Genomic DNA, 15526 nt, shown 5'->3' with positions numbered 1-15526 from the left:
CATCCTCCGGCGAGCGAAGCGAGACCGGGGGATGACGACAGGAGGGGACATGGTGCTGCTGGGCAAGCAGTCGATCGACGGCGACAACAATGCGGTCGGCCAGATGCTGGCCGCCCTGCTGGACTGGCCCCAGGCCACCTTCGCCGGCAAGATCGTTCTGGCCGACGGCAAGGCGACGGTGACGCGCGAAGTCGACGGCGGACTGCAGACCCTGGCGGCGAGCCTGCCGGCGGTGGTGTCGGTCGACCTGCGGCTGAACACGCCGCGCTACGCCTCCCTGCCCAACATCATGAAGGCCAAGAAGAAGGAGATCGCGGTCAAGGCGGTCGCCGACTACGGCGTCGACACGGCGCCGCGCCTGAAGGTGGTCAAGGTCACGGCCCCGCCGCAGCGCTCGGCCGGGATCAAGGTGGCCGACGCCGCCGAACTGGTTGCGAAACTCAAGACCGCGGGGGTCCTGTAATGGCCGTTCTCGTTATCGCCGACCGCGACGGCGACACCGTCCGCGACACCACCCACAAGACCGTGACCGCCGCCCTGAAGCTGTCGGGCGATGTGGACGTTCTGGTCATCGGTCAGGGTTCGAAGGCCGCCGCCGACGCCGCCGCGAAGATCGCCGGCGTGCGCAAGGTCCTGCTGGCCGAAAGCGCCGGCCTGGGCCACCAGTTGGCCGAGGCGGTCGAGGCGACCGTGACCGGTCTGGCCGGCGGCTATGACGCCATCCTCTCGCCGGCCACCACCGACGGCAAGAATTTCATGCCCCGGATTGCGGCGAAGCTGGATGTCGCGCCGATCTCGGACATCATCGAGGTCGTGTCGAACGACACCTTCGTGCGCCCCATCTACGCCGGCAATGCGCTGGAGACGATCCAGTCGGGCGACGCGAAGAAGGTCATCACCGTGCGGCCGACCAGCTTCGACGCCGCCGCTGAAGGCGGCTCGGCTTCGGTCGAGACCGTCGCGGGCGCGGACGCCGGCAAGGCCGCCTTCGTCAGCGAGGAGATGGTCAAGTCCGACCGCCCGGAACTGGGCGCGGCGAAGATCGTCGTCTCGGGCGGCCGGGCCCTCGGTTCGGCCGAGGAGTTCCACGCCGTCATGGACCCGCTGGCCGACAAGCTGGGCGCCGCCGTGGGCGCCTCGCGCGCCGCCGTGGACGCCGGCTATGCGCCGAACGACTACCAGGTCGGCCAGACCGGCAAGGTGGTGGCCCCGGCCCTCTACATCGCCATCGGCATCTCGGGCGCCATCCAGCATCTGGCCGGGATGAAGGACTCCAAGATCATCGTCGCCATCAACAAGGACGCCGACGCCCCGATCTTCCAGGTCGCGGACTACGGGATCGTCGGCGACTACAAGGTCGTGGTGCCGGAGTTGATGGCTGCGCTGGGCTAGGACTCCCGTGGCAGCCACCAACCTCTACACATTCGTCGATCTCTTCTCCCGGTCGGTCGGAGCCGCCAGGCATCTGCTCGCCAAGGGCGCCGCCCATGCCGCCAGCACCGGCGTCACCGAGCAGGAGATGCTGGGTTGGCGCCTCGCGGAGGACATGCACCCGTTGGGCTTCCAGCTGATGGTGGTGGCCAATTTCAGCCGGACCTGGTCGGCGCGGGCTGCCGGGCTTGAGCCGCCGGAGGGGATGGCTCCCGATCTGGATGTGGCTGGCTTCGACGCCGGTCTCGAGGCGGCCCAGTCCTTTCTGGCGAGCCTCACGCCGGAGCAGTTCGACGGCCGTGACGACGTGCCCCTGACCTTTGAAATCATGCCGGGCATGGCGCCCACCTTCCCGGCGGCCAAATGGTTGACGGTGTTCGCGGCCACCAACATCAACTTCCATCTGGCGATGGTCTACGCGATCCTCCGCGCCAACGGCGTGCCGCTGGGCAAGGTGGACATGTTCCCTGCGGGGCTCGGCTAGCTGAGCCCACCGCCCATCCGGTCTTCCTCCGCCATGGCCAATCTCGCCGTCCGCCTGACACCCGGCGCGTCCGCCGACCGCATCGATGGCTGGGACGTGGACGCCGACGGCCGGCCCGTCCTCAAGGTCCGGGTGCGCGCCCGGCCGGTCGAGGGGGAGGCCAATGAGGCCCTTGCCAGACTGTTGGCCAAGGCCCTGGCTGTACCGAAATCCGCGGTGAGCCTGCAGCGCGGGGGACAGTCCCGAACCAAGATGATCGACATCGCGGGCCTGTCCAACGACGAGATCCGCGCCCGCCTTACCGGTTTGTAATGTTTCCGGCTTTGACGGGACGCGCCGGAGCCTTTTGTAATCCGCCCCGACATGCGCCAGCGGGCGCATCAGGGGAGCGTTCGATGAGACTTCACGCCTTGCGGGGTTCCAGCCTCGCCGTTCTCGCCTGCGTGCTCGCGGGCTCTCTGGCCCTGTCGGCCTGCGCCACCACCGGGGGCGACGACGCGTCCGACGCCAACGGGTCGTCCGACGAGGAGGCGCGCGAGCCTCTGGCGCGGGGGCTGGACCATGCGGCCAACCCCGATCCCTTCCCCTCGACCTATCGCGGCCTGCCGCGCGAGAACATGGCCATCGTCGGCGGCACGGTCTTCGACGGCGCGGGCCGCAAGATCGAGAACGGCGTGGTCATCGTCACCGACGGCAAGGTGGCCGCGGTCGGCGACGCCTCGACCCCGGTCCCCGGCGGACACCGCGTCGTCGATGCGCGCGGGCGGTTCGTGACGCCGGGCATCATCGACGTGCACTCGCACCTCGGCGTCTATCCCTCGCCGGGCGTGCAGGGCATGAGCGATGGCAACGAGGCGACCAATCCGAACACCGCCCAGGTCTGGGCCGAGCATTCGCTGTGGCCCCAGGATCCCGGCTTCAACGCCGCCCGCGCCGGCGGGGTGACCACGCTCCAGATCCTGCCCGGCTCGGCGAACCTGTTCGGCGGCCGCGGCGTGACGGTGCGTAATGTGCCGTCGGTGACCATGCAGGGCATGAAGATGCCGGGCGCGCCCTACGGGCTGAAGATGGCCTGCGGCGAGAACCCGTCGCGTGTCTACGGCGGCCGCAACACCTCGCCCGCCACCGGCATGGGCAATGTCGCCGGCTATCGCGCCGCCTTCATCGCGGCCCGCGAATACAAGGCCAAGTGGGACAAGTGGCGTGACGACGGCGAGGGCTCGCCGCCGACCCGCAACCTTCAGCTCGAGACCCTGGCGGGGGTGCTGGACGGCTCGGTGCTGGTGCAGAACCACTGCTACCGCGCCGACGAGATGGCGGTGATGATCGATATCGCCAAGGAGTTCGGCTACCGCATCACCGCCTTCCACCACGCCATCGAGGCCTACAAGGTCGCGCCGCTGCTGGCCCGCGAGGGCATCTGCGCCGACATGTGGACCGGCTGGTGGGGCTTCAAGATGGAGGCCCTCGACGCGGTCGAGGCCAACGCCGCCCTGGTCGACGCGCCGCAGGGATCGTGCGCCGTCATCCACTCGGACGACGCCGAGCTGACCCAGCGCCTGAACCAGGAGGCGGCCGCCGGCCTCGCCGCCGGCCGCCGCATGGGGATGAACATCTCCGAGGAGCGGGCGATCAGCTGGATCACCCTGAACCCGGCCCGGTCCCTGGGCATCGCCGACCAGACCGGATCGCTGGAGGCCGGCAAGCGCGCCGACGTCGTGATCTGGAGCGCCAATCCGTTCAGCGTCTACGCCCGCGCCGACCAGGTCTTCATCGACGGCGGCCTGAGCTTCGACCGCATGAACCCGGCCGACCGGATCGCTGGAGGCGCCAATCCGTTCAGCGTCTACGCCCGCGCCGAYCAGGTCTTCATCGACGGCGGCCTGAGCTTCGACCGCATGAACCCGGCCTATCAGCCGCTGTCYGACTATGAGCTGGGCCAGCCCGGCTWCGGYCTGTCCGCCGCCAACGTCCCGCAGGGAGCCCGCTGATGCGCCTCARGARCCTYATCCTCGGCGCCGTCTGCGCCGGCGCCCTGACCACCCCGGCCCTCGCCCAGTCCCTGACCGCCATCACCGGCGGGCGGGTGCTCACGGGGTCCTCCGTCATCGAGAACGGGACGGTGGTGATCCAGAACGGCCGGGTGGTCTCGGTCGGGACCGGCGCCGCGCCGTCGGGCGCGCGCGTCATCGACGCCCGCGGCAAGGTGGTCGCSCCCGGCTTCGTSGCCGTGGACAGCGGCCTCGGGGCCTCGGAAATCTCGTCGGTCGGCGGGTCGGACGACCAGACCAACGGCGCCAACACCATCAGCGCCTCGTTCGACGTCAGCTACGGCCTCGACCCCTGGTCCTTCACCCTGCCGGTCGCCCGTCTGGGCGGGATCACCCGCGCCATCGTCGTGCCCGGCCATCCGGGCGGCGCCGGCGGCAATCACCGGGACGACGGCGATGCGGACTTCGCGGGCGTCGGCCCGGCCGGCCTGCAGGCGCCCAGCCTGTTCGCGGGTCAGGCGGCGATCATCCATCTGGCGCAGGGGACCGACATCCTCGTCAAGCCGCGCGTGGCCATGGTCGCCCCGTTCGGCGAGGCTGGCGCCGGCGTCTCGGGCGGCGCGCGCGGGGCCGAGTTCACCCAGTTCAAGGAAACCCTCGCCGAGGTGCGTCTCTATGCGCGCAACAAGGCCGCCTATGACCGGGCCGGCCTGCGCGACCTCAGCCTGTCGCGGGCCGATCTGGAGGCCCTGATCCCGGTCGCCAACGGGACCCTGCCGCTGATCGTCACCGTGCACCGCGCGGCCGACATCCAGCAGGTGTTGCGGCTGGCGCGCGAGGAGGGGGTGAAGGTCATCCTCGACGGCGCCGAGGAGGGCTGGCTGGTCGCCGACCAGATCGTGGCGGCGGGCGCGCCCGTGCTGCTCAACCCGATCGCGAACCTGCCCGGCAATCTCGAGACCCGGGCCGTGCGGATGCAGAACGCGGCCGTGCTGGACGCCGCCGGGGTGGTCATCGCCATCAAGGGCAACGAGGGCTCGATCCACCGCGCCCGCGAGACCCGCTACAACGCCGGCAACGCGGTTTCGCATGGCCTGCCGTACGAGGCGGCGATCGAGGCGATCACGGTCAATCCGGCCAGGATCTTCGGCATGGCCGGCCAGTTCGGCGAGCTGCGCGCGGGCGCGGCGGCCGATGTGGTGGTCTGGTCCGGCGATCCGCTGGAGCCGTTGAGCATCGCCGAGACCATCTTCATCGGCGGCGCCGAACAGGCCCCGACCAGCCGCCAGTTCCTGCTGCGCGACCGCTATGCGACGGGCGGCGAAGGGGCGATGCCGCCGGCCTACGGCCGGTAGGGACCAGGTTTTAGGTTCTAGGTTCTAGGGAAGTATGCTTGGAGCAGTTCGCCCTGCTGCCTACCTAGCCCCTAGAACCTAGCCCCTAGAACCTTCATGACCCCCCGCATCTTCATCGACGCCGACGCCTGTCCGGTGAAGGACGAGGTCTATCGCGTGGCGGCGCGATACGGCCTGCATGTGTTCGTGGTGTCCAACAGCTGGATCAACACGCCGCGCGAAAAGTGGATCGAGCAGATCGTGGTCGACGCGGGCCCCGACATCGCCGACGACTGGATCGCCGAGCGGGCCGGGCCGGGCGACATCGTCATCACGGCCGACATTCCGCTGGCCGACCGCTGTCTGAAGGCCGGGGCGCAGGCGTTGAAGTCGAACGGTCAGCCGTTCACGCCGGACTCCATCGGCTCGGCCCTGGCCGGGCGGATGGTGGGCGAGCATCTGCGTTCGATGGGGGTGGCGACCTCGGGTCCGCCGCCGTTCGGACCCAAGGATCGCTCGGCCTTCCTGCAGGCGCTGGATCAGGCCGTGGTGCGGGCGAAGCGGGTAGTCCGTTGATGGTCATCCCGGAGAGCGAGCTGGAGTTCCGCTTCTTCCGCGCCGGCGGGCCGGGCGGGCAGAACGTCAACAAGGTCTCGACCGCGGTGCAGATGCGGTTCGACGCCCGCAACTCCCCCTCGCTGACCGAGCCGGTGCGGGCGCGGCTGATGAAGCTGGCGGGCAGCCGGCTGACGCTGGACGGGGTGATCCTGATCACCGCCGTCCGCTATCGCACCCAGGAACGCAACCGGGCCGACGCCATCGAGCGGCTGCAGGGTCTGGTCGACAAGGCCTCGATCGCGCCGGTGTATCGCGTACCGACCAAACCGACCCGCGCCTCGAAGGAACGGCGGCTGGAGGGCAAGGCGAAGCGGTCGACCATCAAGAGCGGGCGCGGACGGCCCGGCGCCGACGACTGATCAGGTCGCCGGGCGGAACAGCAGGGCGGCGACCTTGCCGCTCTCGTCGAAGCCGATGATCCACTGGGTCGCGGCGGTGGCGAAGGTGACGGCGAACAGATCGGCGCCCTCGCGGTTGCCCACGAAGTCCAGCGCCTGGATCGCGCCGAGGCCCTGCAGGACCGGCAGCACCGCGGCCTCCTGCTCGCGCACCTTGGCGGCGAGGTCGTCGGTCATCAGCGCATAGGGAAGGGCGCCGGCCTGACCGCCCGCGATGATCTCGCGCAGGACCTCTTCGGATTTGGGATTGGCGGGCGTGGTCGCCATCGCGGGCGCGGCGGCGGCTGCCGGGGCGGCGGCGGGCGCGGCCTGCCGGGGCTGCGTCGCCGGACGATCGAAACTGTTCGGAATGGCGGCTGCGGCGACCTGGGCCTGGGCCGCGGCGGGGACGAGCAGAAGGACGGCGGCGATCAAAAGCGGCTTCATGGGGGTCGTCTCCGGAACTGAACTCAGAAGATGGCGGGCCAAAGCGACAGAACGAGGGCGGCCGCCGACGCCGCCATGGCGAGGGTGACGCCGACGATCATCCAGCCCGGCGTGCGCGTGTCGCGGATGACCACCGTCTGCGGCTGGGGCGGGTTCTGCGCCAGCCGGGCCAGGGCCTTCAGCGTGGCGCGCAGCTCCTCCAGGGCGTCGCGGACCTGGGCCTGGGGCCCCAGTTCGCGGCGGATCCACTGCTCGACCACCGGCCGCGCCGCCTCCCACAGGTCGTGGTCCGGATTCAGCCGCCGGGCCACGCCCTCGACCGAGACCATGGTCTTCTGCAGCAGGATCAGCTCGGGCCGCAGGTGCATGTCGAACAGGGCGGTTATCTCGAACAGCTGGCCCAGCAACCGGCCCATCGACACCTGCGACGCCGCCTTGCCGATCACGGGCTCGCCGACGGCGCGCAGGGCCTGGGCGAAGGCCTCGACCGAATGTTCGGGCGGCACGTATCCCGCCTCGAAATGGACGCGGCTGATGCGGTCGTAGTCGCGGCTCAGGAAACCCCAGAGAATCTCGGCGAGGTAGCGGCGCTCGCCGTGCCCCAGCCGGCCGACGATGCCGAAGTCGATGGCGGTCAGCTCGGCCGGCGCGTGGCAGAACAGATTGCCCTCGTGCAGGTCGGCGTGGAAGGTGCCGTAGTCCAGCGCCTGGGTCAGGAAGGCGCGCACCAGATTGTCGGCCAGACCATTGCGGTCCAGTCCCGGCTGTTCCGCCGCCGCCGGGTCGGTCATGGCCACGCCGGTCGCCCATTCGAGCGTCAGCACCCGTTTGCCGACCCCGTCCCAGACCACGGCGGGCGCGGTCATATGGCCCCCGCCGGACGCGCGGACCTTGTCCATGATGTCCTTCAGCTCGGAGGCGGCGGCGGCCTCGAGCCGCATGTCCAGCTCGAGCTGCAGGGCCCGGGCGATGGTCTCGACGAAGGCGGACGGTTCCAGCCGGCGCGCCAGCGGGACGAAACGGACGGCCAGGCGGGCGGCCAGTCGCATGGAGTCCAACCCCTGCGCCACGCGGCGTTCGACGCCGGGGCGCAGCACCTTGACCGCGACCTTGCGGCCGTCGGCCAGCCAGGCGGGATGCGCCTGGGCCAGCGACGCCGCGGCGACCGGAGGACCGAAATCGGTGAACAGGCTCTCCACGGAACGACCCAGCGAACGCTCGATCTCGCGCCGCGCCTGATCGACGGGGAAGGGTTCCAGCGCGTCCTTGAGGCGGCCCAGATCGCGGGCGAATTCGACGCCGAAGATGTCGGCGCGGGTGGCCAGGACCTGACCCAGTTTGATGGCCACGGGCCCAAGATGCTCGAAGGCCTTGCCCAGACGCTGGCCCGGACGGCCGTTGCGGCCTTCCTTGCCGGCGAAGGCGTGCAGCAGATGGGCCAGCCAGCGCACCCAGACCGGAAGAAGGTGCGTGATCTCGCGCGGGGCCAGGGCGTCGTGCCGGATCAGCACCCAGCCCCAGCCGAGCAGGCGCAGCCAGGCCTCGACCGGATGGCGCACCGGCACGGTCGCCGGCGGCGGCGGCGGGGTTGCGGGATCGATCCGGCTGGTCAGATCGCCCACCCGTGATGGATGGCGGCCACGCCGCCCGCCAGATTGGCGACCGTCACGCGGCTGAACCCGGCGGCCTCGATCATGGATTTGAACGTCGCCTGATCCGGGAAGCGGCGGATGCTCTCGACCAGATACTGGTAGCTGTCGCGGTCGCCGGCCACCCAGCCGCCGATGCGCGGAATGGCGTGAAAGGACCAGGCGTCATAGGCCGTGCGGATCGCCGAGGCGGTCGGCCGCGAAAACTCCAGGCACAGGAACCGGCCGCCGGGCTTCAGCACCCGCCGCGCCTCGCGCAGCGCCTGCGGGATGTCGGCCACGTTGCGGATGCCGAAGCTGATCGAATAGGCGTCGACCGAGGCGTCCGGCAGCGGCAGGGCCATGGCGTCGCCGACCGACCACGACATCTCGGGCTCGCCGCCCTTGTGCACGCCCGCCATGATCATCTCGGCGTTGTAGTCCAGCACGATGACCGAGGCGTCTTCCCCGCCGCGCCGCGTCTGGGCCGCCCGGGCCATCTTCGCATAGCGCCGGGCCATGTCGCCGGTGCCGCCCGCGACATCGAGGATGGTTTCGCCCGGACGCGGGTTCAGCTTCGCCGCCGCCGCATCCTTCCAGAGCCGGTGCACGCCCGCGCTCATCAGGTCGTTCATCAGGTCGTAGTTCGAGGCCACGCTGTCGAACACGCCGCGCACCAGCTGCACCTTCTCCTTCGCATCGACATCGCGAAAGCCGAAGGATGAGGTCTTGCCGGAAGAGGTCGTGTTTGAGGGTGGGGCCGTGTCGGTCATGCTGGCGGTCTAGCGCGTCGCCGCGCCGCCGTCACCGGGCCGCGTGGTCGCGGTGAGAGCGTCTGGTTCAGGCGCCGGCCCCCGGCTGGGGGCGGGGTACGCCGAGGTCCTTCATCAGGCCCCGCATCGCACGGTAGCAACCGCAGGCCGCGCCTTCGAGGGCGGGCCGGTCCGTAACCTCGACCCAGCCGCGGCCGCGACGGATCAGACCCTTGTCCTCCAGGTCGGCCCCGACCTCGGACACCGTGGCGCGGCGTACGCCCAGCATGCCGGCGATGTCGGCCTGGGTCAGGCGGAACCGGTCGCCGTCGGTGCGATCATGGATGGTCAGCAACCAGCGGGCCAGTCGTTCGTCCAGTCGGTGCTGGGCGTTGCAGGCGGCGGTCTGCTGCACCTGGGCGAACAGGCCTTCGGTGAATCTGGCCAGGGCGGTCCGCATGGATTCGCTCTTGTCCAGCGCGTCGGAGAAGACGTCGGACGGGCAACAGGCCGAGACGCCGTCGATCTGGGCGATGGCGCGGCTGGCGGCGCGGGCGTTCAGCGGGCCGCAGGTCACGCCGACCAGCCCCTCGCGGCCGATGGCGGCGGTTTCGATCATGCGATCGTCGTCCAGGATCGTCATCAGCGACACCACGCCGCTCATCGGGAACCAGACCTCCTCGACCGCCTCGCCGGCGTCATACAGCATCTGGCCCTGGGCGAAGGGGCGTTCATGGAGATGCGGCTCGATCCGCCTGCGATCCGCGGGCTCCAGCGCAGCGATCCACATATTGTCCATGGCAGGCTCCCGTTCCCTGAATAGCGACGCTCGGTAACGTCAAAGCTTCGCCGTGCGTTCCGCTGCTTGTGAGAGCCCCTCTGGCGGGATAGGGCGGAGGGGACGCGGAGGATGGCATGACGGACCGGATTGACGTTGCGGAAGCCCTCAAGGGCCTGCCCCTGTGGCGCGAGGACGCCGGAGACCGGCCCGCGATCGCGCGCACGCTGACGTTCGCCGATTTCAACGCCGCCTTCGGCTTCATGACCCGCGTGGCCTTGAAGGCGGACAAGGTCGATCACCATCCGGAATGGTCGAATGTCTACAACCGCGTCGAAATCCTGCTGACCACACACGACGCGGGCGGGGTCACGGCCAGGGACGTCGACATGGCCCGCTTCATCGACGAGACCGCGGCCGCGGCGGGAGCCCGGTGATGGCGGGCAGGGCGGGACGGGTCGCGGGCAAGCAGGCCCTGATCACCGGCGCCGCGGGCGGTCTGGGCGAGGCCATGGCCTGGATGCTGGCGCGCGAGGGCGCGAAGGTCGCCGTCACCGACGTCAATCTGCCGGGCGTCCGGGCCCTGGCCGACGCCATCAACGCCGAGGTCCCGGGCGCGGCCTTCGCCTTCGCCCACGACGTCACCGACGAGGCCGCATGGATCTCGGTCATCGATCAGGCGGCGGCGGCCATGGGCGGGCTGTCGATCCTGGTCAACAACGCCGGCATCGGCGGTGACCTCAAATTCGTCGAGACGGACACCCTGGAGAATTGGCGGCGCGTCCAGGCGGTCAACATCGAGTCCATCATGCTGGGCTGCAAGCACGCCATGCCGCACCTGCGGGCCTCGGCACCGTCGTCGATCGTCAACATCTCGTCGGTGGCGGGACTGGCCGCGGCGCCGGGCATGGGCGCCTATAACGCCACCAAGGCGGCGGTGTGGATGTACACCAAGACCATCGCCCTGGAGGCCGCCAAGGGCGACTGGAACGTGCGCTGCAACTCGGTGCATCCGGTCTTCATCAAGACGCCCATCCTCGACCCGTTCATCGCCATGGCCGGCGGCGACGAGGCCAAGGCGCACGAACGCCTCAGCCGCGGCATCCCGCTGAAGCGGATCGGCGAGCCGGACGACGTGGCGTATTGCGTCCTCTATCTGGCGGCCGACGAGAGCAAATTCGTCACCGGCGCCGAGTTCAAGATCGACGGCGGCATGCTGGCCCAGTGAGGCGGGTTCAGTCGAGCTTGTAAGCGGTGTGGCAGGCGTTGCAGCTCTGGCGCACCACGGCCGATTGGGCCGAGAAGGCCGCGGCGTCCTCGCCGGCCGCCAGTTCCGCCAGACGGTCGGCCGCGGCCGCGTAGTCGGCGGCCCTGGCTTCGAAGCCCGCGCGGTCGCTCCAGACCTCGGGTTTCGCCTTGGTGGGCACGCCCGCCTCGGCGCCGCTGCCGGCCGGGAACATGCCGGGCACGGCGTGGGCCCAGCGCGCCAGGGCGCGGGTGGCGAACCGCTGGGTCGACGGGGCCTGCCCGGCGTCGATCGCCGATTTCATGGCGCCCATGGCCACGCCCGACAACATCATCGCGCCCTGACGGCCCTGGATGACGCTTCCCGCGCCGTCGCCCTGGGCGTTGGCCGCGCCGCCCACGCACAACAGGCCCAGAACCGCCGCCGTGATCGATTTCCGCATCGTCGTTTCTCCCGCCAGGGCGAAGCTCCGTCGCCGGGCCGGCGGAGTCAATGACCCGGCCGCCCTCTCGACGGACGGCGCATTTCCGGCTTAGGTCCGGCCAACGAGGGAGAGGAACCCCAATGACCGACACACCCGCGAGCGCGCCCCCAGTTGGCGTCAAGCGTATCGAGCTGACGCTGCGCGCCCTGGTTCTGGGCTGCATCCTGGCGGTGATCTTCACCGCSGCGAACACCTATCTGGGTCTGAAGGTCGGGCTGACCTTCGCCTCGGCCATCCCGGCGGCGGTCATCTCCATGGCCATCCTGCGGATGTTCAAGACCTCGACCATCTGTGCGGTCATCTCCATGGCCATCCTGCGGATGTTCAAGACCTCGACCATCTGGGARAACATGACCGTCCAGACCGTGGCCTCGGTCGGCGGGGCCATGAGYTCGATCATCTTCGTSCTGCCMGGYCTGGTCATGGTCGGCTGGTGGCTGGAGTTCCCGTTCTGGGAGTCKGTGCTGATCTGCGTCTTCGGCGGCGTGCTGGGCGTGACCTTCTCCATCCCCCTGCGCCGGGCCCTCGTGGTCGAGGCCGGCCTGCCCTACCCCGAAGGGGTGGCCGCGGCGGAAGTCCTGACGGTCGGCTCGCGCGGAGCGGAACAGACCGAGAGCGCCGTGCGCGAGAACGCCTCCGGGCTGTGGGTGGTGATCACCGGCGCCGTGGTATCGGCCGGTTACGCCCTGCTTGTGGCGGGGCGGGTGTTCGCAGGCGAGGCTGCGCGGTTCATCAAGCTGCCGGCGAGCCTGGGCGGCGGAGCCACGGGCCTCGGCTTCGGCATGCAGTTCGCCCTGCTGGGCGCGGGGCACCTGATCGGCCTGAGCGTCGGCCTGGCCCAGCTGTTCGGCCTGATCCTCGCCTGGGGTATCGCCGTGCCGATCCTGACCTCGCCGGACACCATCGCCTGGCTGACGGCCAACGGCATCCCCTCGATCGCGACGACCCTGCCCGCAGGGGCGGGCGCCGAGGAACTGGCCGGCACCGTCTGGAGTCGGGAAGTCCGCTTCATGGGCGCCGGCGTCATCGGCGTGGCCGCCATCTGGACCCTGATCAAGCTGGCCGGCCCGCTGATCGGCGGCCTGACCTCCGCCCTCGCCGCCAATCGCCGCCGCCAGGGCGGCGAGGTGCTGGACCGGACCGAGCAGGATATCCCGATCAACATCGTCGCCGGCCTGTCGGTGGCCTGCCTGATCGGGATCGGCTTCATCCTCGCCTGGTTCGCCCAGGGCAATCCGACGCTGGCGGGCTCGACCGCCCTGCTGGTCGGCGGCGGCCTGATCTATGTGGTCTTCATCGGCTTCGCCGTGGCCGCCATCTGCGGCTACATGGCCGGGCTGATCGGCTCGTCGAACAGTCCGGTGTCGGGCGTGGGCATCCTCGCCGTGGTGATCGCCTCGGTGTTGATGCTGGGCGTGCTGGCGCTGGCCGGTCTGCCGGCCGACCCGTCGGTGGTGGCCTTCGCCCTGATCGTCACGGCGGTTGTCTTCGCCGTGGCCGTCATCGCCAACGACAACCTGCAGGACCTCAAGACCGGCCAACTCGTCCACGCCACGCCATGGCGGCAGCAGACGGCCCTGATCGTCGGCGTGATCGCCGGCGCTATCGTCATCCCGCTGATCCTGAACCTGCTGAACAAGGCCTTCGGTTTCGAGGGCGGACCGGTCGGGATCGCCGACGAACCGCTGGCGGCTCCTCAGGCGACGCTGATCTCGGCGCTGGCGCGCGGGGTGATCGGCGGCGACCTGCGCTGGGACCTGATCGGCCTCGGCGCCGTCATCGGCGTGGTCATCATCGTGCTGGACGCCGTGCTCAGCGGTGCGACGAAAGGGAAGATGAAACTGCCGCCGCTGGCCGTGGGGATCGGCTTCTATCTGCCGGCCGCCGTGACCACCATGCTGGTGATCGGCGCGGTCTGCGGCTGGATCTACGACAAGGCGATCAAGAACACCCGGTTCGCCGATGTCGGCCGCCGCATGGGCGTGCTGCTGGCGTCCGGCCTGATCGTGGGCGAGAGCCTGTTCCTGGTCATGACGGCGGGGGTGATCGTCTCGACCGGCAACGACGCGCCCTTCGCCATGCTGCCCGAAGGCTCGGCCTGGCCGGCCATGCTGGCAGGGATCGCGGCCTTCGGAGTGCTGACGGTGATGCTGTACGGCTGGGTGCGGAGTCAGTCGGCGAAGGTCTGATCGCCTTCGCGCCGCCCTTTTCCTGAGGCATAGAGCCGCCGTTACGCCGGTGCGTGTTCGTCATGCACTGGCGTTTCCGCGTGCGTCCCTGTAAGAGGCGCGCGCTCCCCGCACCGTCGCCTGAACCCAGCGGCCGCCCCAACGTTTCGACCGGGCCGGCCGCCTTGCACGTCTGATAGTCAAATGAATCTGCGCAACGTCGCCATCATCGCCCACGTCGACCACGGCAAGACCACGCTGGTGGACCAGCTTCTGGCCCAGTCGGGCGTGTTCCGAGCCAATGAGGCCCAGTCCGAGCGGGCGATGGACTCCAACGACCAGGAAAAGGAACGCGGGATCACCATCCTGGCCAAATGCACCTCGGTGCTGTGGCACGGCGAGACGGGCGACACCCGCATCAACATCATCGACACCCCCGGCCACGCCGACTTCGGCGGCGAGGTCGAGCGCATTCTGGGCATGGTGGACGGCTGCGTCCTGCTGGTCGATGCTGAAGAGGGCGTCATGCCCCAGACCAAATTTGTGCTGACCAAGGCGCTGAAGATGGGCCTCAAGCCGATCCTGTGCATCAACAAGGTCGACCGGCCCCACGCTGATCCCGACAAGGTTCACAACGCCGCCTTCGACCTGTTCGCCGCCATCGGCGCCACCGACGAGCAGCTGGACTTCCCGCACATCTACGCCTCCGGCCGGGCCGGCTGGGCGACGATGGATCTGAACCAGCCCAGCGACAATCTGAACGCCCTGTTCGAACTGATCGTCAAGCACGTGCCGGAGCCCAAGGTCGTCGAGAATAAGGACAAGCCGTTCCAGATCCTGAACGTGCTGATCGAGAGCGACCCCTTCCTCGGCCGCCTGCTGACCGGCCGCATCGAGAGCGGCAAGGCCGTTCCGGGCATGTCGATCAAGGCCCTGTCGCGCGACGGCAAGACCATCGAACAGGGCCGGATCACCAAGGTGCTGGCCTTCCGCGGCCTGAAGCGCCAGCCGGTCGACGAGGCCGAGGCGGGCGACATCGTCGCCATCGCCGGCATGTCCAAGGCCACCGTGGCCGACACCCTGTGCGCCCTGGAAGTGACCGAGGCCCTGCCGGCCCAGCCGATCGATCCCCCGACCATCTCCATGACCGTCTCGGTCAACGACAGCCCGCTGGCCGGCCGCGAGGGCGACAAGGTCCAGTCGCGTGTCATCCGTGACCGCCTGCTGAAGGAGGCCGAGGCCAATGTCGCCATCCGCGTCACCGAGACCGGCGGCAAGGACGCCTTCGAGGTCGCCGGCCGCGGCGAACTGCAGCTGGGCGTGCTGATCGAGAACATGCGCCGCGAAGGCTTTGAACTGTCGATCAGCCGTCCGCGCGTGGTCTATCAGACCGGCGAGAACGGCGAGCGGCTGGAGCCGATCGAGGACGTCGTCATCGACGTGGACGACGAATACACCGGCGTGGTCATCGAGAAGCTGTCGGCCCGCAAGGCCGAGCTCAAGGACATGGGCCCCTCGGGCGCCGGCAAGACCCGCCTGACGCTGAAGTCGCCGTCGCGTTCGCTGATCGGCTACCAGGGCGAATTCCTGACCGACACCCGCGGTTCGGGCGTGCTGAACCGCGTGTTCAGCCACTATGAGCCGCACAAGGGCGCCATAGACCCGCCTGACGCTGAAGTCGCCGTCGCGTTCGCTGATCGGCTACCAGGGCGAGTTCCTGACCGACACACGCGGTTCGGGCGTGCTGAACCGCGTGTTCAGCCACTATGAGCCGCACAAGGGCGCCAT

At 69.7% G+C, this 15526-nt stretch carries 16 protein-coding genes and 2 pseudogenes; 13 read left to right on the top strand and 5 right to left on the bottom strand.

Annotation, left to right across the window (positions count from 1 at the left end; genetic code table 11):
* From ASD25_RS25195 to arfB, 8 genes and pseudogenes are all read left to right on the top strand, one after another.
* Window positions 1-463, top strand: a pseudogene (locus tag ASD25_RS25195) (electron transfer flavoprotein subunit beta/FixA family protein); the annotation flags it as partial.
* Complete coding sequence (locus ASD25_RS25190; protein ID WP_055826700.1) at window positions 463-1392, top strand: electron transfer flavoprotein subunit alpha/FixB family protein; 930 nt, start codon at window positions 463-465, stop codon at window positions 1390-1392. The pseudogene ASD25_RS25195 and the gene ASD25_RS25190, both read left to right, overlap by 1 nt.
* A 7-nt stretch (window positions 1393-1399) precedes the next feature.
* Complete coding sequence (locus tag ASD25_RS25185) at window positions 1400-1915, top strand: DUF1993 domain-containing protein (RefSeq protein ID WP_055826704.1); 516 nt, start codon at window positions 1400-1402, stop codon at window positions 1913-1915.
* A gap of 33 nt (window positions 1916-1948) precedes the next feature.
* Window positions 1949-2227 (top strand): DUF167 family protein, encoded by a 279-nt coding sequence (locus ASD25_RS25180; RefSeq protein ID WP_055826706.1) that lies wholly within the window; start codon window positions 1949-1951, stop codon window positions 2225-2227.
* An 83-nt stretch (window positions 2228-2310) separates the two neighbouring features.
* Window positions 2311-3906, top strand: a complete 1596-nt coding sequence (locus tag ASD25_RS25175; RefSeq protein WP_056621461.1) for an amidohydrolase — start codon at window positions 2311-2313, stop codon at window positions 3904-3906.
* Window positions 3906-5261 carry an amidohydrolase family protein gene (locus ASD25_RS25170; protein ID WP_056621459.1) on the top strand — a complete coding sequence of 452 codons (1356 nt, stop codon included), beginning with the start codon at window positions 3906-3908 and terminating at the stop codon, window positions 5259-5261. The genes ASD25_RS25175 and ASD25_RS25170 overlap by 1 nt, the downstream gene beginning before the upstream one ends.
* 96 nt (window positions 5262-5357) lie before the next feature.
* Window positions 5358-5816, top strand: coding sequence for a YaiI/YqxD family protein (locus tag ASD25_RS25165; RefSeq protein ID WP_055826720.1), 459 nt, complete (start codon window positions 5358-5360; stop codon window positions 5814-5816).
* Window positions 5813-6217, top strand: coding sequence for an alternative ribosome rescue aminoacyl-tRNA hydrolase ArfB (arfB, locus tag ASD25_RS25160; RefSeq protein ID WP_156376866.1), 405 nt, complete (start codon window positions 5813-5815; stop codon window positions 6215-6217). Before ASD25_RS25165 ends, arfB begins: the two co-directional genes overlap by 4 nt.
* Here the strand turns inward: arfB and ASD25_RS25155 are convergent, their stop codons facing one another.
* From ASD25_RS25155 to ASD25_RS25140, 4 genes are all read right to left on the bottom strand, one after another.
* Window positions 6218-6682, bottom strand: coding sequence for a hypothetical protein (locus ASD25_RS25155; RefSeq protein ID WP_055826726.1), 465 nt, complete (start codon window positions 6680-6682; stop codon window positions 6218-6220).
* A gap of 23 nt (window positions 6683-6705) precedes the next feature.
* On the bottom strand, window positions 6706-8304 hold the full coding sequence (ubiB, locus tag ASD25_RS25150; protein ID WP_055826729.1) for a 2-polyprenylphenol 6-hydroxylase: 1599 nt from the start codon (window positions 8302-8304) through the stop codon (window positions 6706-6708).
* Complete coding sequence (locus ASD25_RS25145) at window positions 8292-9083, bottom strand: class I SAM-dependent methyltransferase (RefSeq protein ID WP_055826732.1); 792 nt, start codon at window positions 9081-9083, stop codon at window positions 8292-8294. Before ASD25_RS25145 ends, ubiB begins: the two co-directional genes overlap by 13 nt.
* A 67-nt stretch (window positions 9084-9150) precedes the next feature.
* Window positions 9151-9861 (bottom strand): Crp/Fnr family transcriptional regulator, encoded by a 711-nt coding sequence (locus tag ASD25_RS25140; RefSeq protein WP_055826734.1) that lies wholly within the window; start codon window positions 9859-9861, stop codon window positions 9151-9153.
* 116 nt (window positions 9862-9977) lie between these two features.
* On the opposite strand from ASD25_RS25140, the gene ASD25_RS25135 reads away from it, so the two are divergent.
* Window positions 9978-10277, top strand: a complete 300-nt coding sequence (locus ASD25_RS25135; protein ID WP_055826737.1) for a 4a-hydroxytetrahydrobiopterin dehydratase — start codon at window positions 9978-9980, stop codon at window positions 10275-10277.
* Entirely contained in the window at window positions 10277-11068 is a 792-nt protein-coding gene (locus tag ASD25_RS25130; protein WP_055826740.1) for an SDR family oxidoreductase, read from the top strand. The genes ASD25_RS25135 and ASD25_RS25130 overlap by 1 nt, the downstream gene beginning before the upstream one ends.
* A gap of 7 nt (window positions 11069-11075) precedes the next feature.
* Here ASD25_RS25130 and ASD25_RS25125 read toward each other — a convergent pair whose 3' ends face one another.
* Complete coding sequence (locus ASD25_RS25125) at window positions 11076-11528, bottom strand: cytochrome c (protein ID WP_055826742.1); 453 nt, start codon at window positions 11526-11528, stop codon at window positions 11076-11078.
* Window positions 11529-11650: 122 nt separating this feature from the next.
* On the opposite strand from ASD25_RS25125, the gene ASD25_RS25120 reads away from it, so the two are divergent.
* From ASD25_RS25120 to ASD25_RS33425, 3 genes and pseudogenes are all read left to right on the top strand, one after another.
* A complete protein-coding gene (locus ASD25_RS25120) occupies window positions 11651-13759 on the top strand; it encodes an OPT family oligopeptide transporter (protein ID WP_056621456.1) in 2109 nt (702 codons plus the stop codon).
* Between the two features lie 183 nt (window positions 13760-13942).
* Window positions 13943-15436: pseudogene (locus tag ASD25_RS25115) on the top strand (GTP-binding protein); the annotation flags it as partial.
* Window positions 15405-15526 (top strand): hypothetical protein (locus ASD25_RS33425; protein ID WP_369816692.1); only part of this gene is annotated, 122 nt, incomplete at its 3' end. The pseudogene ASD25_RS25115 and the gene ASD25_RS33425, both read left to right, overlap by 32 nt.

It is taken from the genome of Brevundimonas sp. Root1423, from assembly GCF_001426805.1.
This window is presented reverse-complemented; position numbering and strand designations above follow the sequence as displayed.